The sequence below is a fragment of the Brevibacterium sp. MGP-B1 genome (genome assembly GCF_057766545.1).
Genome location: NZ_CM173407.1, coordinates 3692842 through 3716606 on the forward strand (window position 1 = coordinate 3692842; position 23765 = coordinate 3716606).

General features: G+C 64.8%; 22 protein-coding genes and 1 pseudogene. 13 read left to right on the forward strand and 10 right to left on the reverse strand.

What is annotated here, in order from left to right; all coding sequences use genetic code 11:
- Window positions 1-55: 55 nt before the first annotated feature.
- Entirely contained in the window at window positions 56-1294 is a 1239-nt protein-coding gene (locus tag AC3CD9_RS16805) for a PucR family transcriptional regulator (protein WP_488365125.1), read from the reverse strand.
- A gap of 249 nt (window positions 1295-1543) precedes the next feature.
- Here AC3CD9_RS16805 and AC3CD9_RS16810 point away from each other — a divergent pair, with 249 nt between their 5' ends.
- The 3 genes from AC3CD9_RS16810 (at window position 1544) to AC3CD9_RS16820 (ending at window position 4302) form a co-directional block, all read left to right on the forward strand.
- Window positions 1544-3046 (forward strand): long-chain-fatty-acid--CoA ligase, encoded by a 1503-nt coding sequence (locus AC3CD9_RS16810; RefSeq protein ID WP_488365126.1) that lies wholly within the window; start codon window positions 1544-1546, stop codon window positions 3044-3046.
- Window positions 3047-3224: 178 nt separating this feature from the next.
- Entirely contained in the window at window positions 3225-4028 is an 804-nt protein-coding gene (locus tag AC3CD9_RS16815) for an ABC transporter ATP-binding protein (RefSeq protein WP_488365127.1), read from the forward strand.
- Between the two features lie 82 nt (window positions 4029-4110).
- Window positions 4111-4302: a hypothetical protein gene (locus tag AC3CD9_RS16820; RefSeq protein WP_039211572.1), complete on the forward strand. Its 192-nt coding sequence runs from the start codon at window positions 4111-4113 to the stop codon at window positions 4300-4302.
- A 30-nt stretch (window positions 4303-4332) separates the two neighbouring features.
- Here AC3CD9_RS16820 and AC3CD9_RS16825 read toward each other — a convergent pair whose 3' ends face one another.
- Both AC3CD9_RS16825 and AC3CD9_RS16830 read right to left on the reverse strand, forming a co-directional pair.
- Window positions 4333-5295 carry a threonine/serine dehydratase gene (locus tag AC3CD9_RS16825; RefSeq protein ID WP_488365128.1) on the reverse strand — a complete coding sequence of 321 codons (963 nt, stop codon included), beginning with the start codon at window positions 5293-5295 and terminating at the stop codon, window positions 4333-4335.
- A 145-nt stretch (window positions 5296-5440) separates the two neighbouring features.
- The gene (locus tag AC3CD9_RS16830) at window positions 5441-6805 is read right to left on the reverse strand and encodes an MFS transporter (RefSeq protein ID WP_488365130.1); all 1365 of its coding nucleotides are present in this window, start codon (window positions 6803-6805) and stop codon (window positions 5441-5443) included.
- A 370-nt stretch (window positions 6806-7175) separates the two neighbouring features.
- Here AC3CD9_RS16830 and AC3CD9_RS16835 point away from each other — a divergent pair, with 370 nt between their 5' ends.
- From AC3CD9_RS16835 to paaZ, 4 genes are all read left to right on the forward strand, one after another.
- A complete protein-coding gene (locus AC3CD9_RS16835) occupies window positions 7176-7721 on the forward strand; it encodes a P-loop nucleotide/nucleoside kinase family protein (protein ID WP_488365131.1) in 546 nt (181 codons plus the stop codon).
- Complete coding sequence (locus tag AC3CD9_RS16840) at window positions 7718-8023, forward strand: YtxH domain-containing protein (protein WP_488365132.1); 306 nt, start codon at window positions 7718-7720, stop codon at window positions 8021-8023. Before AC3CD9_RS16835 ends, AC3CD9_RS16840 begins: the two co-directional genes overlap by 4 nt.
- The gene (locus AC3CD9_RS16845; RefSeq protein WP_488365133.1) at window positions 8016-8189 is read left to right on the forward strand and encodes a hypothetical protein; all 174 of its coding nucleotides are present in this window, start codon (window positions 8016-8018) and stop codon (window positions 8187-8189) included. The genes AC3CD9_RS16840 and AC3CD9_RS16845 overlap by 8 nt, the downstream gene beginning before the upstream one ends.
- Before the next feature lie 125 nt (window positions 8190-8314).
- Window positions 8315-10351 carry a phenylacetic acid degradation bifunctional protein PaaZ gene (gene paaZ / locus AC3CD9_RS16850; protein ID WP_488365134.1) on the forward strand — a complete coding sequence of 679 codons (2037 nt, stop codon included), beginning with the start codon at window positions 8315-8317 and terminating at the stop codon, window positions 10349-10351.
- Between the two features lie 138 nt (window positions 10352-10489).
- Here the strand turns inward: paaZ and AC3CD9_RS16855 are convergent, their stop codons facing one another.
- Both AC3CD9_RS16855 and AC3CD9_RS16860 read right to left on the reverse strand, forming a co-directional pair.
- Window positions 10490-10915 carry a GntR family transcriptional regulator gene (locus tag AC3CD9_RS16855; RefSeq protein WP_488367570.1) on the reverse strand — a complete coding sequence of 142 codons (426 nt, stop codon included), beginning with the start codon at window positions 10913-10915 and terminating at the stop codon, window positions 10490-10492.
- A gap of 18 nt (window positions 10916-10933) precedes the next feature.
- A pseudogene (locus tag AC3CD9_RS16860) lies at window positions 10934-11161 on the reverse strand (GntR family transcriptional regulator); the annotation flags it as partial.
- Window positions 11162-11408: 247 nt separating this feature from the next.
- Between AC3CD9_RS16860 and AC3CD9_RS16865 the strand changes: the two are divergent.
- The 5 genes from AC3CD9_RS16865 to ligK all read left to right on the forward strand — a co-directional run bounded on the left by AC3CD9_RS16865 (window position 11409) and on the right by ligK (window position 16637).
- Window positions 11409-12323 (forward strand): amidohydrolase family protein, encoded by a 915-nt coding sequence (locus tag AC3CD9_RS16865; protein ID WP_488365136.1) that lies wholly within the window; start codon window positions 11409-11411, stop codon window positions 12321-12323.
- Window positions 12320-13696, forward strand: a complete 1377-nt coding sequence (locus tag AC3CD9_RS16870) for an MFS transporter (protein ID WP_488365138.1) — start codon at window positions 12320-12322, stop codon at window positions 13694-13696. Before AC3CD9_RS16865 ends, AC3CD9_RS16870 begins: the two co-directional genes overlap by 4 nt.
- Window positions 13693-14838: a PrpF domain-containing protein gene (locus tag AC3CD9_RS16875; RefSeq protein WP_488365139.1), complete on the forward strand. Its 1146-nt coding sequence runs from the start codon at window positions 13693-13695 to the stop codon at window positions 14836-14838. Before AC3CD9_RS16870 ends, AC3CD9_RS16875 begins: the two co-directional genes overlap by 4 nt.
- A gap of 26 nt (window positions 14839-14864) precedes the next feature.
- A complete protein-coding gene (locus tag AC3CD9_RS16880; RefSeq protein ID WP_488365140.1) occupies window positions 14865-15887 on the forward strand; it encodes an amidohydrolase family protein in 1023 nt (340 codons plus the stop codon).
- Between the two features lie 66 nt (window positions 15888-15953).
- Complete coding sequence (gene ligK / locus AC3CD9_RS16885) at window positions 15954-16637, forward strand: 4-carboxy-4-hydroxy-2-oxoadipate aldolase/oxaloacetate decarboxylase (protein WP_488365141.1); 684 nt, start codon at window positions 15954-15956, stop codon at window positions 16635-16637.
- Between the two features lie 51 nt (window positions 16638-16688).
- On the opposite strand, the gene AC3CD9_RS16890 is transcribed toward ligK, so the two are convergent.
- Genes AC3CD9_RS16890 through AC3CD9_RS16900 form a run of 3 tightly spaced genes read right to left on the reverse strand, consistent with a single transcriptional unit; the run spans window position 16689 to window position 20868 of the window.
- The gene (locus AC3CD9_RS16890) at window positions 16689-17654 is read right to left on the reverse strand and encodes a diacylglycerol/lipid kinase family protein (RefSeq protein WP_488365142.1); all 966 of its coding nucleotides are present in this window, start codon (window positions 17652-17654) and stop codon (window positions 16689-16691) included.
- Entirely contained in the window at window positions 17651-19303 is a 1653-nt protein-coding gene (locus AC3CD9_RS16895; protein WP_488365143.1) for an FAD-binding oxidoreductase, read from the reverse strand. The genes AC3CD9_RS16890 and AC3CD9_RS16895 overlap by 4 nt, the downstream gene beginning before the upstream one ends.
- 5 nt (window positions 19304-19308) lie before the next feature.
- Window positions 19309-20868, reverse strand: a complete 1560-nt coding sequence (locus AC3CD9_RS16900; protein WP_488365144.1) for a glycerol-3-phosphate dehydrogenase/oxidase — start codon at window positions 20866-20868, stop codon at window positions 19309-19311.
- A gap of 67 nt (window positions 20869-20935) precedes the next feature.
- Between AC3CD9_RS16900 and AC3CD9_RS16905 the strand changes: the two genes are divergently transcribed.
- Window positions 20936-21577, forward strand: a complete 642-nt coding sequence (locus AC3CD9_RS16905; protein ID WP_488365145.1) for a TetR/AcrR family transcriptional regulator — start codon at window positions 20936-20938, stop codon at window positions 21575-21577.
- Between the two features lie 18 nt (window positions 21578-21595).
- Here AC3CD9_RS16905 and AC3CD9_RS16910 read toward each other — a convergent pair whose 3' ends face one another.
- Complete coding sequence (locus tag AC3CD9_RS16910) at window positions 21596-22297, reverse strand: TetR/AcrR family transcriptional regulator (protein WP_488365146.1); 702 nt, start codon at window positions 22295-22297, stop codon at window positions 21596-21598.
- Between the two features lie 107 nt (window positions 22298-22404).
- Window positions 22405-23700, reverse strand: a complete 1296-nt coding sequence (locus AC3CD9_RS16915; protein ID WP_488365147.1) for an AMP-binding protein — start codon at window positions 23698-23700, stop codon at window positions 22405-22407.
- Window positions 23701-23765: the final 65 nt, after the last annotated feature.

Genomic DNA, 23765 nt, shown 5'->3' on the forward strand with positions numbered 1-23765 from the left:
CACGCCGAGGCGACTCTCCCGTTCCGGGGATGGGCCGCCTCGGCGCGGGGATCGTTCAATTCGAGATCGGGACGGTGCCGCGCGCGGTGAGCATGCGGATGGCGATGATCGTCTCCTGCAGGTCGGTGAAGCTGCGGACGTTGCGGCCGGTGCGGTCGGCTGCGGTGTCGAGTCGGTAGTACGCGGTGTTCACGTGGACATGGAGGTGCTCGGCGGCGAGTTTGGCGTTGAGGTCACAAGCCGCGTATTCGAGCAGCGTTTCGATGAGGACACCGCCGGCGGCGAGATCGTCCTCGACGAAGCGGCGCAGTTCGGGGCGGATGAGGCGGTGGGCGACCTTATCGTCGAGGGTGACGAGGTAGTCGAGCGGAGTGAGGGCATGCAGCGACCTCACTCCCGGCACACCGTTGAGACTCTCCTGGGCGAGCACAGCCTCGCGGTATGCCTCGGGCACACGGTCGAGCCCCTCGTGGACGGTGGAGGTGCCCACGCACAGGTCGGTGCCGTGGCGGGACAGCTCCCGGTGGACACGTTCGAGATCGGCCAGGGTGGTCGTGCCGTCGGAGGTCACCGGGGTGATGCCGACGATCTGATCCTGGAGGACCACGGCGATGCCGCGACGGCCGACGTCGAAGACCGAGCGCAGGGCGGTGATGACCTCCCGCATCCCTCGATCATCTCGCAACGGAGTCTGCGAGGTGGCCGTGGCGACGAGCACGCGCGAATCCGGGCGGAGGTCGGACACCTCGGCGAGGTCCGCGCTCGGCCCCGGTGCCAAGCGGCGACCGGAGAGCAGATCGTCGACGAGGTCACGGCGGACCCGGTCGCCCTCAGCCATCTCAAGCTGCTGGGTCTCAAGGAAAGCGACGGCCCCGACGGAGCTGCCGACCTCGATGACGCTCATGACGTGGATGGCGATGTGCAGCGCCTCGTCGCGGGTCTCCTGTTCGGAATCCGAGGCATCGACGATCGCCTCCCACAGAGTCTCCTGCCCGATCCGGAAACCGGTGAGGAAGTCCGGCAGGGTCACTCCCTGCCGCAGTCGCCGCCGGGCCTGGGAGGCGGTGATCGGGAAGTCCTCGGCGGTGGCGCGGCGGCCCTCCTCCAAGGGGGTGAGCGCGGCTTCGAAGACGGTGAACGTGTGTGCGGTGAGATCCTCGGCGAGATTCTTGTCCGGGCTGGCCGGATAAGCGGGCACTTCCCGCCAGGTGCGGCTGACCGAACGTTGGACCGTGGCCGGCAGCGTTGCTCGGACACGGTCGACGATGCGCAGGACGAGTGGATTGGCGACCATGGCAGAAGCTTACGGGCATCCTTGTCGTCCGACCACAATCGATGACTCGTGTTTCTGTTGCACATCCCGTTGCCCGACCCTGCCGGCAACGGCAGAGTGGGCTTCATAGAGCCGGACGGCGGGAGCCGAACGGGAGTCGGACCCGTCCGCTCAGTCGACTCTTCTCCTGTGTTGGGGCCACAACCAGTGGTGGTTCCAGCGCCAGCACCGAGCCGATCAAAGACGAACGATTCAAGCCTGGAGGAAGACATGACCAACCTCGCCGACAATCTCACCGCCACCGCGAGCCGGCACGGGCAGCGACCTGCCGTCCGCCTCGGCGATTCCGTGCTGACGTATGCGCAGCTGCAGGGCCAGGCGCAGCGGGTGGCGACGATGCTCAAGGACAGGGGGATCGGGCCCGGCGACCGCGTCGGACTCGTCCTGCCCAACGTCCTCGAATTCCCCGTACTCTTCTACGGGGCGCTGTCCGTCGGCGCCATCGTCGTGCCGATGAACCCGCTGCTCAAGGACCGCGAGGTGCAGTACTACCTCGAGGATTCCGGGGCCCAGATCGTCTTCGCGTGGAAGGATATGGCGGGTGAGGCCGGGAAGGCGGCGGCCGCGGTCGGCATCGAATGCGTGCGAGTCGATCCCGCCGATTTCGCCGATCAGCTGTCCGTCTTCGACCCGACGCCTGAGGTGGTGTCCCGAGCCGACGACGACACCGTCGTGCTGCTCTACACCTCCGGCACCACCGGACAGCCGAAGGGCGCGGAACTCACCCACTTCAATATGATGACGAACGCGGCCGTCACCGCCGAGACCCTCACCTTCCTCACCGAGGACGACATGGTCATGGGCTGCCTGCCGCTGTTCCACTGCTTCGGCCTGACCTGCGGACTCAACGCCTCCGTGCTCAGCGGATCCTGCCTCGCCCTCATCCCGCGCTTCGACCCGATCGAGGCCCTCGAGACCATTCAGGAAGCGAAGGTCAGCATCTTCATCGGTGTGCCGACGATGTACGCGCGCATGCTCAACGCCGAAGGGCGCGAGAACTTCGACGTCTCCAGCCTGCGCTCATGCATCTCCGGCGGATCGGCGATGCCGGTCGAGGTGATGAAGAACTTCGAATCCGCTTTCGACTGCATCATCCTCGAAGGCTACGGGCTATCCGAGACCTCACCGGTCGCCTGTTTCAACCAGCCGGGCATGGAACGCAAGACCGGCACCATCGGCGTGCCCGTGCGCGGAGTCGAGATGAAGCTCGTCGACGATGACGACAACGACGTTCCCGTCGGTGAGATCGGCGAGATCGCCATCAAGGGCGAACCCGTGATGAAGGGGTACTGGGGACGACCGGAGGCGACAGAGGTGGCCATCCGCGACGGATGGTTCCACTCCGGCGACCTCGCCGAGCAGGACGAGGACGGCTATTACACGATCGTCGACCGGAAGAAGGACCTCATCATCCGCGGCGGCTACAACGTCTATCCGCGTGAGGTCGAGGAAGCGCTCTACGAGCACGAAGCCGTCGCCGAGGCGGCTGTGATCGGCATCGCGAATGACGACCTCGGTGAGGAGATCGGGGCCGCCGTCGCCCTCAAAGCCGGCAGCAGCGTCGACGCCGAGGAGCTGCGGACGTTCGCGAAATCGCGGGTCGCCGCCTACAAGTACCCGCGCAATGTGTGGATCGTCGACGAGCTGCCCAAGGGACCGACCGGCAAGATCCTCCGCCGCGAGATCTCGGCACCGGAGGACGCGCTGAAATGAACGCGCGCTGAGCTGCGGTCCAACCGGGTCGCGATTCGGCCGGGCTCCACCTCGAACTCGGATCCACGATGCGGAACGGCGGTCTCTTGACTCGGCGGCCGCCTCGGCGAGGGGAGACCTAGACTCGGATCGGCCCCATCGGACGGTGGGGCCGTCGATCTTGAGAGGTGAGTGAGACGTGGCCGAGACGGTCCTCGATATCGCTGATGTGACATTCCGGCGTGGGCAGACGCAGATCCTCCATGGCATCGATCTGCGCATCGCCGCCGGCGAGCACTGGGTGCTCATCGGTCCGAACGGGGCGGGGAAATCGACCCTGCTGAGTTTCGCCTCGGCGCAGGTGTTCCCGACCTCGGGCACCGTGGATATCCTCGGATCACGCATGGGCCGGGTCGAGCTCGCAGCGCTGCGCCGCCTCATCGGACACGTCAACCCGCGCCATCCGCTGCGGTCGAACCTCACCGTCCGCGAGGTCGTCCTCACCGGGCTGACCGGCACCGTCGAACGACCCATGCGGTGGGAACCCTCACCCGAGGATGTCGTGAAGGCCGATGCCCAGATCGCCGAGGTGGGACTGGAGTCCCGCGCCGACGCCGGGTGGAAGGTGCTGTCACAGGGGGAGCGGGGCCGTGCGCTCGTCGCCCGGTCGCTCATCGCCGACCCTCAGCTGCTGCTCTTCGACGAACCGACCACGGGCCTCGACGTGGCCGCCCGCGAACAGCTGCTCGAGACCATCGACGCCCTGTCGGTGCGCTCGCCGGAGTTGTCGACGCTGCTGGTCACCCATCATCTCGAGGAGATCCCGGAGACCACGACGCATGCCGCGCTCATCTCCGACGGTCGGTTGACCGCGGCGGGCCCCATCGCCGAGGTGCTCACCTCCGAGCAGGTCTCCGCCGCCTTCGACCATCCGATCGAGGTGGGCTTCGCCGATCGCCGCTGGTCGGCCCGCGCAGTCCGGTCCGGTGCGGTGCTCGGCTGACGAACTGCGTCCGTGCTGAGGATCGGCTGGGACGATCACCGCGCGCATTGCACGGCTGTGCACTCGGGCCTAGGCTTGAGGCATGAAGATGAGTACCGTGTGGAGCATCATCGGCGCGATCATCGCCATCATCATCGCGTGGTGGGTGGTCAACGTCGCGTTCTCCATCGCGTGGTTCCTCGTCAAGGCCATCATCACCGTCGTCGTGGCGCTCGCGATCTTCGGCCTCATCAAGGCCTCGCTGAAGTCCAAGGACCGCGACCGAACACGCTGAATTCCTGCCTTCGACCGCGCTGACTTCGCCTCAGAGATCGCCGAGGCTCGTGTTCGCCCCGCAGAGGACGACGCAGACTTTCTCTCCCTCGGCCGGCACATAGCCGCCTGCAGTTTTCCCGTCGCTCGCAGACTCGCCGTCGACACCGCTGACTCCTGCCAATGCCGTGGCCGCCGCATGCTCGACCGCCAGCCGGTGCTCGTCCCATAGTCGCTGCCGTGCTTCGATGATGGCGTCGTCGCTGACCAGCACCGAGGTGACCAGATCCGACCGTGCCGCCTCCAGCGCCAAGGATGTCGCCCGCCTGGCACCGAGCGAATCTGCTGCCACTGAATCGACCGTGACGTCGACCGGTTCGCCCGCCTCAATCGCTGCATTCAACGCTCGGCAGTTCTCCGGCTCGACCGCGACAGTGCGCACCCGGTGATGAGTCGCGGCCGTCGCGACGCCTGCGAAAAGTCCGCCGCCTCCGACGGAGACGACGACCGTGTCGAGATCGGGCACCTGCTCGAGGATCTCGGTCATCAAGGTGCCCGCGCCGGCGGCGATAAGCGGGTGGTCGTAGGCGTGCGAGGCCAGCGCTCCCGATGAGTCGACGAATTCCTGGCAGGCGGCGGCCGCCTCGGCGAATTCGGAACCGACCAACTCCACTCGCGCGCCATACGAACGCAGCCGTTCGACCTTCACGCTCGGTGCGGTGGTCGGCAGGAAGACGGTCGCCGGTACACCGGCGGCACGTGCAGCCCATGCACAGGCAAGTCCGGCGTTCCCGCCCGAGGCGATCGTCACTCCCGCCTCGGGGAAGGTGCCTTCGGCAAGGTGAGCCTGGATGAAGTTCTGCGCACCGCGGGCCTTGAACGTGCCGGTGTGCTGCATGAACTCGAGGGCGAAGACGTGTCCTTCCTCGTCGGCCGGGGCCACGGTCACCGGTCGCACTTGTCCGGCGATCCGTGCAGACGCGGCTTCGATGTCGGGATACGTGAGCTCAGTCATCTCATCAGCCTATGCGAGAGCTGCTGAGAGGGTGCGCCGCCTCGGTGGATTGTTGGGTCGATCCACGGCGTTTCAGGCGGAGGAATCACCGTGGATCGACCAGGAAATCGAGGTGCAGGTGACGAACCAGGGGTTCGCGGCAGCCTCAGTGATGCTTCGTCAGGCCGAGGTCGTTGCCCTTGGTCTCCTTGACGAGGCTGACGCCGATGAGCGAGATGATGCACACGATGATCATGTAGATCGCGATCGAGATCGATGAGCCGGTCTCGGCGAGCAGGGTCTCGGCGATGGTCGGGGCGAAGGCGCCGCCGAGGATCGCACCGAGCGCATAGCCGATCGACACTCCCGAGTAGCGGACCTCGACAGGGAACATCTCCGCATACATCGCCGACATCGGGCCGTAGGAGAGGCCCATGCCGACGGTGAGGACGAAGATGCCGATGCCGTACAGCCAGATATTGGCTTGATCGATCATGAGGAACGTCGGGATGAGCCACACGATGAGCAGGATGTATCCGATCTGGAAGGTCCGCACGCGACCGAGCTTGTCCGACAGCGCACCGCCCCACATCGTGAAGACCAGCCAGCCGAAGCTCGCGAGCGTCGTTGCCAACAGCACGGGTGCCCGGTCGAGGCCGACCGATCCGCCCTCGGCGATGGGGCGCGAGGCGTAGGCGGCGAAGAACGCGATGATCATGTAGCCCACGGCGTTGTTGCCGATGAAGATGAGCGCGGAGAGGACGACTTCCTTCGTGTTCTTCTTGAACAGGGTGCCCAAAGGAGCCGAGGATTCGGCCTTGCGCTCGGCGAGCTCGGCGAAGACCGGGGACTCCTCGACCTGCCGGCGGATGTAATAGCCGATGAAGACGAGGACGACTGAGAAGAGGAACGGGATCCTCCATCCGAAGCTCGCGAACTGTTCGGCGGAGAGGACCGTGGTGAGCACCCAGATGACGCCGGTGGCCAGGATCATGCCGACCGGCACGCCGATCTGCGGGTACGCGCCGAAGATGCCGCGCTTGGAGATCGGGGCATGTTCGACCGACAGCAGCGCGGCCCCACCCCATTCGCCGCCGGCGGAGAAGCCCTGGAGGATCCGCAGCAGGGTAAGCAGGATCGGGGCACCGACGCCGATCATCGCGTAGTTCGGGAGCAGTCCGATGAGCGAGGTCGCGGCCCCCATGAGGATGAGCGTGAGCACGAGCATCTTCTTGCGTCCGATCCGATCGCCGAGGTGGCCGGCGATGATCGCGCCCAGCGGACGGAAGAGGAACGAGATGCCCAGAGACGCCCACGCCATAATCTGGCCGAGCGCTGGATTCTCCGAGGCCAGCGGGCCGAAGTACTGGGCGGAGAGGACGAGGCCGGCGGCCTGGGCGTAGATGAAGAAGTCGTACCACTCGATGGTGGTGCCGACGAGGGTGCCGGCGAGGACCTTGCGCTCCTCGCGAGTGATCGAGTGGGGCTCGGTCGGCTGTGATGCGGCGGGGCCGGGTGCTGTGGTGGACATCAGAAGATCTTTCGGTTGCTGGGCGACTTTGCCGGGTGCCGTCTCCGGAGGCGGTGGTCCTCGACTCTGAGTGATCGCCGGTGCCTCGGGTCTGGCGGCGGACGGATGGACGTCTGCCTCGACTGACTGCCTGGTCAGTAATTGCCTCTGACTATATTGCAGATGGTGGTCGATGTCACCTGCGTGATGGCCGAATCCGGCCCGATCCTCCGGGGTGCTCGTTGGCGGTGGAGATCGGTGAGTCAGCGACCTGGTTCCGAGTCGTTGCTCGGTGTGGTTATCGTGGCCCCACGGCTCATCTCTGCCACGTGCTGCAGAGCGCAGGGGCGATGAGCGTCTCTGCGGCGAATCCAAGGGAAGGGGCCGAACGATGGCAACCACAGTGATCCTGGTCAACGGCCTCCCCGCCTCCGGGAAGTCCACGCTCGCCTCTGACCTCGCCGATGCTGCGGACATCCCGTTCCTCTCCGTCGACGAGGTGCTCGAACGGCTCGTCGATTCCGTGAACTACCGCTTCCCTCGGGATCCGGCCCATGAGCTCGCAGGCGGAGTGGCATGGAGGCTGGCATCCCTGGTCGAGGGCACGGTGGTGGTCGAGTCGTTCTGGGCTCTCGAACGTGATCTCGACAGTGTCAGGGAGGGCCTGCGAACCGCCAGGGCTGAGGCGGTCGTCGAAGTGTGGTGCGACGCACCTCTGGAGGAGGCCGTCGAGCGGTACGAGAACCGAGACCGTCACGGGATACACGAGGACGATCCGAATGATGTCGATCTGTGGGAGCGAAGTGCACCGCTCGACGTCGGGCCGGTCGTGCGCATCGATACGAGCAGCGATTCGGGCAAGGCATCGGGTGCAGAAGTGTTCGCGGCAGTGCAAGAGCTTCTGGCAAAGGGTGAAACACAGGAAAGAGGGGCATGATGAAAGGCAGACTTCTCTTGGCGGCAGGCTTCGGAGTGGGATACGTCCTCGGCTCCCGCGCCGGTCGACAGAGCTATGAATCGCTCAAGCGATGCGCCCAGAACCTGTGGAGTGACCCCAGGGTCCGGGGCCGTGTCTCGGAGGTCGAGGACTTGGTCAAGGAGAAAGCTCCGGTCGTCCAGGACAAGGCGGAACAGGCGCGGAAGACCGTCGGTGAGAAATCGAAGAAGGTCGGCGATGAGGTGAAGACGAAGATCTCCGGCGATTCGGTCGAGGATCCGATGGAGGACAGTCATGGTTGAGATCTCCGATACCGAGCACTTCGGGGCCAGCCGAAAGGCCATCGAGGCCGAGCTCGGTGTCATCGCCGCCGAGTGGGAGCAGCAGGGACGCATCGAGCCGGTCGTGGACAAGGACACGGGTGAGATCCATCCCGATGCGGAGCGTGAGCTGCTCGATCGTTTCTGACCTGCTCTGACGACTCTTCATGACAATTACCGACCGATTGGTTAGTATATGTTGAGGAATCGGCAGCGGTGCCGAATACGGCCGCCGTGGACCGGGAGACGTCGTTTCACCAGGGAGAGCAAAGCATGACCGAAATCCTCAGTTCCTATGTGGCCGGATCCTGGCACACACCGGCAGCGACCGAGTCCGCCCGTCCCGTCCGCGACGCCGGCACCGGGGAACTCCTGCACTCGGTGAGTTCGGCAGGAGTCGACTTCGCCGCCGTCGCCGACCACGCCCGGACCACCGGAATCGAGCAGCTGCAGAATCTCACCTTCCATCAGCGCGGTGTGATCCTCAAGAAGCTTGCGACTTACCTCATGGAGCGCACGAAGGACTACCATGAGATCTCCTTCACCACCGGCACCACGAAACGCGATGCCTTCGTCGACATCGAAGGCGGAATCGGCACTCTCTTCACCTACTCCGGAGTTGCCCGCCGCCAGATGCCGAATTCGACCGTTCACCTCGACGGCAGAGTCGAGCGCCTGTCGAAGAACGGCACCTTCGTCGGCCGCCACATCCTCACCTCCCGGCAGGGCCTCGCGCTGCAGATCAACGCCTTCAACTTCCCCGTCTGGGGCATGCTCGAGAAGTTCGGGCCGATGTTCGTCGCTGGCGTCCCCGTCGTCGTCAAACCTGCCACCGACACCGCCCACCTGACCCGCGCCGTGGTCGCGGATATGATCGAATCCGGTCTGCTCCCGGCCGGCGCGATTCAGCTGGTCAGCGGTGATGTCACCCCACTGTTCGACCACCTCGCCGAGCAGGATGCCATCGCGTTCACCGGTTCCGCGAACACTGCCCGCACGCTGTCCGCGCTCGATTGCGTGACCGAGCGCGGCACCCGCTTCTTCGCCGAGGCGGACTCCCTGAACTTCTCTCTGCTCGGTCCCGACGCCGGACCCGGCACGGAGGAATTCGATCTCTTCGTCTCCGGCGTCGTCGCCGAGATGACCGTCAAGGCCGGACAGAAGTGCACCGCGATCCGCCGCACCTTCGTCCCCGAAGCCCACGCCGAGGCGGTCGGTGAGGCCATCATCGCGAAGCTCGCCACCCAGGGCGTCGGAGATCCGCGTGAGAAGTCCACCCGCCTGGGCCCCGTGGTCTCCGACAAGCAGCGCACCGACGTCCTCGACGCGGTCGACCAGATCATCTCCGGGGGAGCGCATCTGCTCGTCGGCGGCCGTGAGGAATCCGATCGTCTGGCCGCCGAACACGGCGGAGCCTATGTCGCGGCCACCGTCCTCCAGGCCGATGACGCCTGGGCCGATGCCGTCCACGACATCGAGGCCTTCGGGCCCGTGACCTCGATCATCACCTATTCCGACACCGAGGATGCCGTCCGCCTGGCCGCCCGTGGCCGCGGATCGCTGGTCGGCTCCGTCGTCACCCACGACCGTGAGTTCGCCACCGAATTCGTCCGCAAGATCGCCCCATGGCACGGCCGTGTGCTCGTCCTCGACCGCGACGATGCCGACGAGTCGACCGGTCATGGTTCGCCGCTGCCGAACCTCATCCACGGCGGCCCCGGACGGGCCGGCGGCGGTGAGGAGATGGGCGGACTGCGCGGCGTCGAGCACTTCATGCAGCGCACCGCGATCCAGGCCTCCCCGGACATGCTCACCGCGATCGGCGGGGAATGGGTCAACGGATCGGAGCGCCGCCTCGGCGATCATCCGTTCACGAAGTCGCTTGAGGACCTGCGCATCGGCGACACCCTCGATTCGGAATGGCGGGAGGTCACGCTCGACGATATCGAGCACTTCGCGAACTTCACCGGGGACACCTTCTACGCCCACATGAACGAGGAGGCGGCCGCCGCGAACCCGTTCTTCCCGGGACGCGTGGCGCACGGCTACCTCATCGTGTCCTTCGCCGCCGGACTCTTCGTCCAGCCGGACCCGGGCCCGGTGCTCGCGAACTACGGACTCGAGGGTCTGACCTTCATCACGCCCGTCTCCCCAGGTGACAAGCTCAAGGTGACGCTCACCGCCAAGCGCATCACCCCGCGTGAGACCGACGAATACGGTGAGGTCCGCTGGGACGCGCAGGTCGTCAACCAGAACGACGAACCCGTGGCGAACTACGACGTGCTCACGCTCGTCGCCAAGGAGTACTGAGGACCCGGTTGGGTTGAGGGCCTGTCGGCCGGACAGGCGGGTAAGAGTCGCCCCGCGCCGAGGATGCACATCCTCGGCGCGGGGCGATTCGTCTGTGGAATCAGAGTTCGATGCGTGCTGAACCGGCCGCGGAGCCGTTCAGTCTGACTCTGCGATCGCCTCGGCGACGCTGTTGAGGTGGTCGTGCATCGCTGCCGCGGCGGCTTGGGGGTCGCGGTCCGAGATGGCATCAATGATCGCTACGTGCTGCGGCAGGGACGCCGTGGGACGGCCCTCGCGAGCTGAGAGGCGGAATTGATGTCGGACAGCCTGACCTCTCAGTCTGCGGATGGTATCGGCAGCAGTGGACTGTCCGCTGATTTCAATGATCAGTGCATGCAGCTGTCGGTTCTGGTCGGCATAGACGTCCAGGGCGCCCGTTGAAACTGCCTCTGACATAGTGTTTCCGATCGCTTGGAGCTGCTCGATCTGCGCATCGCTGGCTTTTTCGGCCGCCTTCGAGGCACAGAGACCCTCCACTGCGGAGCGGACCTCAATGATTTCGACGGCCTCTTCGATGGACACCGCCCTGACACGTGCGCCACGGTGACGGATGCGTTCGATGAGCCCTTCGGCAGTCAGCTCGGACAGTGCAATGCGCACATTCCCTCGTGAGGCTCCGTACTCTTCCGCAATATCCGTCTCCACAAGGCGCTGATTGGGGACGAGCCGACCCTCCATGATCGATTCGCGTAGATGAGCTGCAAGTTTTTCGGCGCTGATGGACTTGCGTTTCTCCGGGGATGAAGCCTGTTGTGCTGAGGGTGTCACGGAGGGGAAAGGTCCTTTCGTGGTCCGTCGTGCTCTGTCGCTCGAGAGGAGGTTGTTCTCCTCGAGCGTTCGGTACTCCCGCTCAGGATATCTGATCTGTACGACAAAATTGTCTACATGATTGTCAACAATATGATTAACATGTAAGCTCGCTCACGGTTGGTCGTCGAGACGATCGGCTTCGTCAGTTCCAAGCCGAGCGAATACTCGGCGTCACCGACCTGAACAGGTACAAGGAGGTACATCGTTGACGGAAGTCACTACTGATTCCTGGCTGGAGTGGAAGAGGGGTCTGGCCGCCCCGAGGATGTCACTGCCGCAGTCGTCGGTCGACGCGCATTGCCACGTATTCGGTCCCGCAGCCGACTTCCCATTCTCGCCGAGCCGCAAATACACCCCGGGTGATGCCGGCAAAGCCGATCTGGAGAACCTGCACCGGCACCTCGGTATCGACCGCCGAGTCATCGTCCAGGCCAGTTGCCATGGGCGTGACAATGCGGCTCTGCTCGATGCTCTCGACCACTTCGGCGATTCGGCTCGGGGCGTAGTCGCACTCGGGCCGGACGTCAGCGATGCAGAGCTGAGATCGATGCACGAGCGCGGGGTACGCGGAGTCCGATTCAATTTCGTGCGGCGACTGGTGCAGAACCAGCCGCTCGATGAGTTGAAGACCGTCGCCGACAAGATCCGCGACCTCGGCTGGCACGTCGTCCTCTACTTCGAACCGCAGGACTTCCCCGAGCTCGAGACAACCTTCGCCTCACTCGGAATCCCTCTCGTCATCGACCACATGGGACGACCCGACGTCGGCCTGGGCGCAGCCTCGCAGGCCTTCTCCGATTTCCTTCGGTTCGTTGAACGGACACGAGCGTGGGTCAAGGTCAGCTGTCCGGAACGGTTGACCAAGACCGGCCCGTTCGCCCTTGACGACGCCGAGGCCGTCTACGACGATGTCGTGCCCTTCGCCCGCAAGGTCATCGACGAGTTCGGAAACAGAACACTGTGGGGGACGGACTGGCCTCACCCCAACCTGAAATCCCATATGCCTGACGACGCCGTCATGCTCAACTACCTATCGCAGATCACAGAGAACGCCCGGGAACTGACACAGCTGTTGGTGGACAACCCGGAGGCTCTCTACTGGACGGGAGAGACTCGATGACAGAACAGAACGCCGCCACAGCCAATCCGGTCAATCGAATCAACCGATTGCCCGTGACCAAGGTCCACATCCGAATCATCGTCCTCATTGCCGTCGCATACTTCTTCGAGTTCGCCGATATCAACACGTTTGCGGCCACAGCGCCGGAAATCAGACGGGTGTGGGGCCTCAGCGTCAACTCGGTCGCCTACATCACCTCGATCTCTTTCGTCGGTATGTTCATCGGTTCACTCGTCGGAGGGTGGATCGGCGACAAATGGGGTCGTAAGACGGGCCTCTTGTTGACCACGGGGTGGTTTTCGCTCTTCTCTCTGCTGACCGTCATCGCCTGGGACGGTCTGTCGATGGGCGTGCTGCGTTTCCTGACCTCGGCAGGATTGTCCGCTATGACAGTCATCGCGGTCATCTACGTCAATGAACTGTTCCCTGCCAAAGTGCGCGGACGGTACCTCGCCTACGCAATGGTGATCGGCATCTGCGGAACACCGGTGACAACTTTCATCGCAAGCTTCATCGTCCCACTCAGCGACGAGAGCTGGAGGCTCGTCTATGTGTGGGGAGCACTGGGAGGAGTTGTCTTTCTCGGGTTCCGGACACTGATCGAGTCTCCTGCTTGGTTGGAGAGCAAGGGACGGATCACCCAGGCCGCTGCGGTACTCACCGATCTGGAGAAGCGGATCGAAGCGACCGGAGCGACCATTGCTCCGGCACCGCCGGCCGTGGCCGAGGTGAAGGCCTCGCACGGAACGCCCTTCCGAACACTCTTCCAGCGCAAATACGCGATCCCGCTCATCGTGCTCAGCCTGCTGTGGATCACTCAGACCGTCGGCTTCTTCGGTTACTCCAGTTGGGCTCCGACGCTGCTCGCCGACCAGGGATTCGCCGTCGAGAAATCGATCTTCTACGTGGCTCTCACCACCGTTGGAGCACCATTGGGCTCCCTCCTCGCGGCACTGCTTACAGACCGATTCGAACGCCGGTGGCTGCTGGTCATCGCCGGAACCGTCATCGGCATCTGCGGTCTGCTCTATGGCTTGACCTTCAACCCGATCCTCATCGTTGTCTTCGGTTTCCTCGTCAACATGTTCGAGCGCGGCTACACCTCTTTGGCGTATGCCTACTCACCGGAACTTTTCGACACGCGAACCCGGTCCTTGGGCACTGGACTGACCTACGGTATCGGACGTCTGTCGAATGCAGCGGGGCCACTGATCATCGCTGCGATCTACACCTCGAACGGCTATTCGTCGGTGTTCGTCTTCATTGCGGGCACCTGGTTCTTCGGAGCCTTGGTCCTGGCCGTGCTCGGACGATCGACCAGGAAGCAGAGGCTGACCGATGAAGCGTCGAGCAGCGCAGAGGTACCCGCATGAAAGCTCGATCTCCGCAGCAGCGCATTCCGGGCATGCTCATGCGCGGCGGATCGTCCCGTGGACCGTTCTTCCGTGCCGAGGATCTGCCGAGTGACCCGGCAGAACGCAACCGAATTCTGACCGCTGTTCTGGGCAGTCCCCACCCGCTGCAGGTCGATGGCATCGGCGGCGGACATCCGCTGACCAGCAAGGCCGGCATCGTCTCCGTCTCAGATGAGGAGGGAATCGACCTCGACTTCACTTTCGCGCAGTTGACTCCTGACTCCGATTCAGTGCAGACCACGGCGAACTGCGGAAACATGCTCGCCGCTGTGGTTCCCTTCGCCATCGAGTCCGGACTTCTCACGGCCAACGACGACTGGACGACTGCGGTCGTGAAGTCGCTGAACACGGGCCTGCTTTCCAAGATCACAGTGTGTACCCCGGAAGCGCTGCCCGGCGGCGAGCGGTATGTGGCCTACTCCGGCGATGTCAGTATCGCCGGAGTGCCGGGAGCCGGGTCGGGAATAGACATCCGCTTCGTCGACACTGCAGGCTCGGTGGCGGATTCAATGATTCCCTCTGGCAAGCTCGTCGATCAGATCACACTCGATTCCGGGCAGACCGTCGACACGACTTTGATCGACAATGGCCAGCCACTGGTTCTTATCCGCGCCGCGGACCTCGGACGCACTGGGTACGAGACTGTGGCCGAGCTGGACGGTGACGATAAACTCAGCCACCAGCTCGAGGACATTCGACTGAAAGCCGGACGCCTCATGGGACTCGGTGATGTCACCGAGCACAGCTACCCGAAGATGACTCTGGTCGCAGCACCTGCAGATGGAGGAACGATCTGCACGCGAAGCTTCATCCCTCATCGTGTCCATGAGTCGATCGGCGTACTGGCCGCACTGACCGTAGCCACTGCCGCACGACTCAACGGAACCGTCGCCGCAGCGGTCACACCTGCCGACGATGCCGACTGCACGGCCATCGACGGTGGGGGAACTCGTGTACTCACCATCGAACATCCCAGCGGAGGATTCGACGTCGCGTTGGAATGCGACTCAGCCGGAAATATCACCGGTGCCGGAATCACCCGTACCGCACGTCTGCTGATGTCTGGCGATTTCCACCTTCACAGCCAGACCGGTCACTGACACACCACCGAACGAAAGGCACAAGAATGATCATCGATTGTCATGGGCACTACACCACCGCGCCCGGGCAGCTCGGCGAATGGCGGAAACAACAGCTCTCTGCCTTCGAGGACGGCACATCAGGGCAGCCTCAGCGACCGTCGATCAGCGATGATGAAATTCGCGAATCTTTGGAAGCCAACCAGCTACGTCTGATGGATGAGCGAGGGATCGACCTCACCGTCTTCTCGCCACGGGCCTCATTCATGGCGCATCATCGGGGAGACTTCGAGATTTCCTCGGAATGGGCCCGCATCTGCAACGACCTGTGTGCCAGAGTCGCTGACCTCTATCCGGAACGATTCGTCCCCGCAGCGATGCTGCCGCAGTCGCCCGGAGTCGACCCAGCGAGCTGTGTCGGTGAGATCAACCGAGCAGTTGACGAACACGATGTCGTGGCGATCAATCTCAACCCCGATCCGTCCGGAGGGTACTGGTCGTCGCCGCCGTTGACCGATGAGCAGTGGTTCCCAGTCTACGAGGCCATGATCGAGCACGGACTTCCTGCGATGATCCACGTGTCCACCTCGGCGAATCCTGCCTTCCATACGACAGGTGCTCACTATCTCAACGCCGACACGACCGCAGTCATGCAGCTCATCGAAGGAGATCTGTTCTCCCGATTCCCTGAACTGCAATTTGTGATCCCCCACGGAGGCGGAGCCGTGCCGTATCACTGGGGACGATTCCGAGGACTGGCACAAGCCATGGGCAAGCCGACATTGGACGACCACCTGCTCGGCAACGTCTCCTTCGACACCTGCGTCTATCACCAGCCGGGTATCGACGAATTGCTGTCGGTGATTCCCGCGAAGAACGTTCTCTTCGCTTCGGAGATGGTCGGCGCGGTACGTGGGATCGATCCGATGACCGACCGCTACTTCGATGACACTGTCGCATATATCGAAGCCGCAGAACTTACCGACGGACAGCGAAAGGCCATCTACAGCGATAACGTGCGCCGCATCTATCCCAGGCTGCACCGCCGCTTGGAATCCATGGGGCTGTGAATCGTCAGGCGCCTCGCCTAGCCCGATCCCCAGAACTCAGATCCGCAAACAGGAGAACATCACACCATGTATGATCTCGGAGTCGTCCACACCACAATCGACCGCCCCGATCCCGATGACATTGCTGCGCTCAGTGAATTCGGCGTAGCGACTGTCCATGAAGCCATGGGGCGCGTCGGGTTGATGCGGCCCTACCTTCGCCCGATCTATTCCGGGGCCTCGATGTGCGGGCCCGCAGTGACAGTGCTGTTGCAGCCCGGAGACAATTGGATGCTTCACGTTGCGGCCGAACAGATTCGCGAAGGTGACGTCGTTGTAGCCGGGTGCACGACAGAAAGCACCGACGGCTTCTTCGGCGAACTGCTCGCCACCTCGATGAAGGCCCGAGGCGGCAAAGGGCTCGTCATCGACGGTGGGTGCCGCGATACACAGGAACTCGAAGAACTCGGCTTCCCTGTGTTCGCACGCTCTGTGCACGCCAAAGGCACGGTCAAAGCAACACTCGGGTCGGTCAACGTTCCTGTCGTCTGTGCCAATGCTTTGGTCAATCCCGGTGATGTCGTCATGGCGGATGCAGACGGAGTCGTCGTTGTCCCAAAGGATCGAGTGAAGACCGTTGCTGAAGCATCGCGACGTCGCGAAAACCGCGAAGCGGAGAAACGCGCGGAGTTCGAGGCTGGAGTATTGGGGCTCGACCTCTACGAGATGAGGGCACCGTTGGAAGCAGCAGGACTCAAGTATGTCGATTGAGTAGATGCCCCCGCGCCGAGGATGCACATCCTCGGCGCGGGGCGATTTCGTTCATGAGGTCTGGGGGACCCGGACCTTGAGCGATGACGGGCGGATCGTCACGGTCGCCGGGGTCTGCGTCACAGCGTCGCCGTCGGCGACGATCTCGACCGGAGCGGCACTGGCAGGGGTGTCGATGCGGATCTCGCGAGCACGGCTGAGGTGGATGTTCGGATGACGGTCATGTCTGCCCGACGTGAACGCGACGAGCTCGACGGCAAGCTTCGGCAGGAATGCCTCTTTGAGGAGGACGACATCGATGAGTCCGTCGTCGAGCTCTGCCTCGGGGGAGAGCTTGAGTCCGCCGCCGTAGCGGCCCGAATTTGCGAACCCCGCGGTCAGGCCCCGAAAGTCGAGGCGCCTGCCGTCGACGGTCAGCTCGAGGTCGATGCTCCTCGGTGGCAGGACCGCACGCAGGATCCCGTACAGGTACACCCAATGGCCCCGGACGAACCGGGCCGAGTTCGCATACCGCTGGACAGCCGAGTCGAGGCCGAGGCAGACGTTGCCGAGACTGATCGTGCCATCGAGGTCGAGAACGTCGATGACGCGATCGCGGCCGTCGGCGATGGTGGCCACAGCGTCGTCGACGTCCTTCGGGATGCCGAGTTTGCCGATGAGGTCATTGCCGCGGCCGCCGGCGATGACGCCCAGTGCTGTGTTCGTATCGACGAGGCCGGCGGCGACCGCGCGCGCCATCCCGTCACCGCCGAGCGCACCGACGACTTGAGCACCTTCAGCTGCGAACTCGGCGGCGAGTTCCTTCGCATGCTCCTCGCTCGTGCTTCTCACGAGCCGCGCTTCAAGCCCGTGCGCTGCGAAGGCATCGATGAGTGGGTCGATGCGCTTGAGTACGGCTCCTCTGCGGGCTGTGGGGTTGAGGATCACGGGCACGACTGCCGGGTCGGCGACCCGCCGTGCCGAACCCTGTTCCGCGGGATCCGTGCCGAAGGCGTCCTTGTCTTCGATGCCGTTCACAGCCGATCCGGTCCGTTCATCAGCTTGCCGGGGTTCATGATGCCCCTCGGGTCGACCTCGGCCTTGGCCGCACGCAGCATCCGCAGCCACATCTCACCGGTTTCGGTCGGCAGCCACGGAGCGTGATCGGTGCCCACGGCATGGTGGTGGGTGATCGTGCCCCCGCCGGCAAGGATGGCGTCGCCGGCCGCCGACTTCAGCGCCTTCCATTGCGCGATCTCCGCTCCGACCTGCTGCTTGGCGAAGACCGTGTAGTAGAGCGAGCATCCGGAGGCGTAGAGGTGCGAGACGTGGCAGAGCACGAACGCGGGCGTGCCGCGATCGGCCATCTCCTTCTCGATTCCGGCGCCGATTGCATCGTGGAGCTCCTCCACCTTCGACCAAGGAGCCGAGGTCTCCATCGTCTCGACGATCATCCCCTCCCGCAGCAGCTGATCGCGCAGATACGGAGTCGAGAAGCGGTGCTTCTCCCACGAGGTCTCCGGAACGGCACCGAGATTGACGCCCTTGTGTCGGCGCACGATCGAACGGCCTTGGGACCGACGCAAATGCACATCGGACCGGACGCCGTCGTAGCGGACGACGAGCAGGCAGGGGGTCGTGATGCCGCGGGCGCGCAGATAGGCCAGGACGCCCTTGCGCTGCAGCTCGCTGCCGAGCTGGGCGAGGCCGAACGCGGTCTCATTGACATCGGAGAGGCGAGCGATGTCGAGGTGCAGTCCCGACTGTTCCATCTCCCGCAGTGCCGCGGTGCCCGAAGCGAAGTCGGGGAAGAACCACGAATCGGCCAGGACCGACTTCGGCACGCGACGGATCCGCAGCGTCGCCTCGGTGATGACGCCCAGCGTGCCCTCGGAGCCGACGAACAGCTGGCGCGGATTCGGGCCGGCCGCCGTTGCCGGGGTAGTGCGCAGCTCGACCGGGCCGCTCGGGGTCGAACACCGCAGACCGTACACGTTCTCGTCGATGCGCCCGTAACCGGTCGACTGCTGACCGGCAGAACGGGTCGCGACCCAGCCGCCGACGGTGCTGAACTCGAAGGACTGGGGGTAGTGGGCGAGGGTGAAACCTTGAGCCTGCAGGGTCTCCTCCAGGTCGGGTCCGAAGACGCCGGCCTGGACGGTGGCCGTCAGCGATTCCTCGTCGATGTCGATGACCTGGTCGAGACGGGCGAGGCTGATGCTCACGACCGCGGAGAACTCGCCGCGCACGGCATCGATGCCGCCGACGACGCTGGTGCCGCCGCCGACGGGGACGACCGCCACGGATTCCTCGGCACACACGGCCAGCAGAGCGTCCACCTCGGCGCTGGAGGAGGGGTAGACCACGGCATCGGGCGCGTGGGTGAGCCGTCCGCTGCGCAGGCGGATGAGGTCGGGCAGGCTGCGCCCGGCGGCATGGGAGACGCGGACGGCATGATCATCGCGGACGAATTCCTCGCCCACGGTCTCGACGAGTCGGGCGCGCACCTCATCGGTGAGTCCCGACTCGGGCAGCGAGACGTCCTCGAGCGCCACATGCGGCTTGTCGACGCCGGCCGGCCAGCCACAGTGCTTGCTCAGGATCACCTTCGCGCCGGGCTTGACGGGCCCGTCATTGCCGTCTTCGCCCCAGCCCCACCAGCGCATACGCGGTTGAATGTTGTCCATGCTCGTCATCCTTCGTGTCGTGTTTCGGTGGTGAGCTCCGGAGCGAGCCTGACCACAGCGTCGTAGAGATCGGGGCGATCGGCGCCGACGAGGCCCCAGCGGGTCCGCCGGTCGATGACGTCCTCGACCGTCAGCGCCAGTTCGTGCTCGACGGCGAACCGGACCTCCGCCCCGGTCAGCGGGATTCCCTCGCGAACGGGTTCGTCGAGTGAGGGATCGGCCTCACCGTAAGCGGCCACCGTCGCGGCCTCGGTTCCGAAGACGGCGACGAGGTGTTCGGGCAGGCCGGGCGCGGGGGTGCCCTTGCCGACGAGCCCGAGTTCGGTGCTCCGGCACGGTCCCGCCTGCAGGCCGCCGGATTCGATCGCGGCATCGACAGCGTCTTCGGCCATGCGCCGGTAGGCGGTGAGTTTGCCGCCGACGATGGTCAGCGCTCCGGTCCGCGAATCCCGCAGCAGCGCGTGCTTGCGGGAGAGGTCGGCGCTGGTGGAGGCGCCGCTGCTCTTGATCAGCGGGCGGAAGCCCGAGTAGCTGCCGATGATGTCCTCAGGTGTCAGCTCGTCGCCGAGGACGGCGTTGATCGTGTCGAGGAGGAACGCCTCCTCGTCGCCGTCGGGGTGGGCCCGATCCGGGATCGGCCCGTGGTGCGGATCGTCGGTGAGACCGATCATCACGAGGCCGTTGTGCCACGGGACGGCGAAGACGTAGCGACCGAAGTGACCGGGCACCGGCGCGGTGATCGCGGCCCGGGGATTGCCCAGACGGGCGGCCGGTACGAGGATGTGCGAACCCTTGCTGGGGGCCAGTTCGACGTCGCCTGCGAGCGTATCGGACCAGACCCCGGCGGCGTTGACGATCTGCTTGGCGCCGATCGTGTGCTCGTCTCCGGTGAGGCGGTCCCTCACGTCCACGAGGCCGGGTTCGATGGCGGTCGCCTCGGCGTAGGTGATGATGCGTCCGCCGTGGGCGGCGGCCGTCCGAGCCAGTGCGACGACGAGCCTGGCGTCGTCGATGAGCTGACCGTCCCAGCTGAGCAGTCCGCCGCGCAGACCCTCAGCCTCGGTGGTCGGGGCGAGCCGTCGGACTGCCTCGGCCGAGACCCGACGAGGGCGGGGGAGAATCTCCTTCGGGGTGCGGGCGAGCATCCGGAGGACGTTGCCGGCGTGGAAGCCGGTGTTCGTCACTGCAGCCTCGACTCGGCCGATCCCCGGATGCAGCGGGAAGACCATCGGCAGCGGCCGGATGAGGTGCGGGGCGATGTTCTTCATCAGCCGGCCGCGTTCGACGGCTGATTCCCATGCGATCCCGATATCGCCCTTCGCGAGGTAGCGCAGTCCGCCGTGAGCGAGCTTCGATGACCAGCTGCTGGTGCCCGAGGCGAGATCGCCGCGTTCGATGAGTGCGACGCTGAGCCCGCGGGTCGCCGCGTCGAGAGCGACTCCGGCGCCGGTGAATCCGCCGCCGATGACGACGAGGTCGACCTCGCCGCCGGCGGTGAGTTCTGCGAGTTCCCGCTCACGGCGAGCGGCATTGAGCGCGGAATCTCCTGAAGCAGTGGAATCCATCGGAATCCTTTCTGGTACGAGTTCGTACCAGTTTGCAATCGCGCTCCGATGTTGTCAAGATCACAGTGTGAGCGAAGAGGGACGTCCGTATGCCGGTGAGAGCCGCGAGGAGCGCAGGAGCGCTCGCCGTGAGCTCGTCGTCGCCGCCGGGACCGCGCTGTTCGGGACCATCGGCTATCGGTCGACGACCGTCGGTGCGATCTGTGCGAAAGCCGGACTCAATAAGCGCTACTTCTACGAATCGTTCGCCACCCTCGAAGATCTGCTCTGCGAGGTCTATGGGCGGGTGGTCGGCGACCTGCGCTCCGCGGTGCTCGCGGGGGGCGGCGATTCCGCCCCGGAGGTGCTGCGCGGGTTCGTTGCGGCCTTCCTCGAATGGGCGCAGAACCATCCGGTGGAGGCGAGGGTCCATCTCTTCGAGGTCCTCGGGGTGAGCCCGCGCGTCGACGAGCTCTACCGTTCCTACGGGCGATCGATCGGCGACGAATTGGTCGACCGGCTCTCTGCGTCATTCTCCGGACCGGAGCTGACTGCGGAGCGCAAGCGCATCCTCGGGGACGTGCTCGTGGGTGCGGGTATCCAGCTCGTCGTCGACTGGGTGATCAGCGGCTATCAGCCGCCGCGCGACGATTTCCTGTCCGAGATGGACGGGACGATGGAGTGGGTCGTCGCTGCGGGAATGTCGGCACTCGGCTTCGATCTCGGCTGAGGCGCCGACCCTCAGGCTTCAGGCCTCCAGGCCTTGGAAGGCCATCGTCGTGACCGCCTCGGCGATGGTGTCGGGATCGACGGGATAGCTGGGCCGGTACCACTCGGTGATCGAGTTGACCATGCCGAAGAGCAGGCGCGTGATGAGCCCGGGGGTGAAGTCCGAGCGCAGACCGCCTTCGGCGATGGCGGCCGCGACGAGAGCACGGACCTTCGCATCGATGTTGCGCCGGGCTTCGAGGGCCTTGCGCTCGAGCGGCGAGTTTCCGCGCACCCGCAGCAGCAGGGTCACCGAATGGTGGTATTCGATGAGGATGACCACGCTGGCGCGCACGGCCAGCTGCAGGCGTTCGAGCGCGGTGACATTCTCGCGCAGGCTCTCGGTCTCGACGGCGGAATCGAGGGCGCGGATGCCGCGGCTGATCGCGAGATGCAGCAGCTCTTCCTTCGACTTCACATGATGGTAGATCGCGGACTTCGTGATGCCGAGCTCACGGGCGACCGTGTCCATCGACGTGCCGTCGTAGCCGCGGGAGACGAAGACCTCGGTGGCTTTGTTGATGAGCGTCTCCCGGTCGTAGCCGGGACGGCCGCGGCGCGAGCGTTTGGGGGCGGACGCCTCGGCGGGGGTGGTCGAGGGCGTCGACGCGGAGGTCGTCGATTCCGCGGACGACGTCGTCGAGTCCGGGGATGTCGACGCGGGTGAGGACGATTCGGGCATGCGCATCAGTCTAATCGGCCACCTCGGTGAGTGCCGCGACCCAGGTCACAGCACTCACCTCGGCACTCGTCCGCGGCGCGGCTTCAGCGCATGCCCCGCGCCTCATCTCAGCGCACGCCCTCGCGGCGATCGATGATGCGCTTCATCTTGCCCACCGAGCGCGGCAGATCGCCGGGCAGCTTGATGTCGATGGCGCAGGAGACGCCGAGGCGCTCCTTGATGCGGGCGGCCACGAGCTTGTCTAGGCCCTCGAGTTCGACGGCGCCGACGCCTTCGCGAGCCTCGACCTCGACGGTCATCTCATCCATCCGGCCCGGGCGGGTGAGGATCAGCTGGAAGTGGGGGCTCAGCGGCGCGAACTCGAAGAGCACGGTCTCGACGTTCGCGGGGTAGACGTTGACGCCGCGGATGATCATGAGGTCATCGGAGCGACCGGTGATGCGCGAGATGCGGCGGAAGTTTGGCAGCGCGGTGCCCGGCAGCAGCGTTGCCAGATCGTGCGTGCGGTAGCGGATGATGGGCAGCGCTTCCTTTGTCAGCGAGGTGAAGACGAGTTCGCCCTCCTCACCGTCAGGCAGCACTTCGCCGGTGAAGGGATCGACGATCTCCGGGTAGAAGTGGTCCTCCCAGATCGTCGGGCCGTCCTTCGTTACCGCGGATTCGCAGGCCACACCCGGTCCCATGACCTCGGAGAGGCCGTAGATGTCGACGGCATCGATGTTGAAGGAATTCTCGATCTCCTTGCGCATCTCGTCCGTCCACGGCTCGGCGCCGCAGATCGCGGTCTTCAGGCTCGTGCTCGTGGGGTCGATGCCCTGCTTGTGGAATTCGTCGAGGATCGTGAGCAGGTACGTCGGGGTGGCTGTGATGATGTCCGGCTTGAAGTCCTGGATGAGCTGCACCTGGCGCGGGGTCTGACCGCCGGAGATCGGGACGACGGTGAAGCCGTGGCGCTCCGCCCCGTGGACGCCGAGTCCGCCGGTGAACAGCCCGTAGCCGTAGGCATTGTGCATCATCTGTCCGCGCTTGCCGCCGGCACCGAGGATGGACCGCGCGATGAGGCTGCCCCACCGATCGAGATCGCCCAAGGTGTAGCCGACGACGGTCGGCAGGCCCGTCGTTCCCGAGGAGGCGTGGATCCGCGCGACCTGGTCCTGCGGGACCGCGAAGAGTCCGAACGGGTAGTTGTCGCGCAGGTCCTGTTTGGTCGTGAACGGTAGTTTCGCAATGTCATCGAGGCTCGTGATGTCCGCAGGGGTCACGCCGAGGTCGTCGAAGGCCTTCCGGTAGAACGGCACGTTCTCGTACACCGATTTCACCGTCGTCTGGAGGTTCTTCAGCTGGTCGGAGCGCAGCTCATCCAGGCTCATCCGTTCGCCGGCGTCGAGGTCGGTCTCAGTCATCATCGTCTCCTTGCGAATCTCTTCTGTGTGTCAGATCCAAAGACCGCCGAGGTGGTCCACCGTTC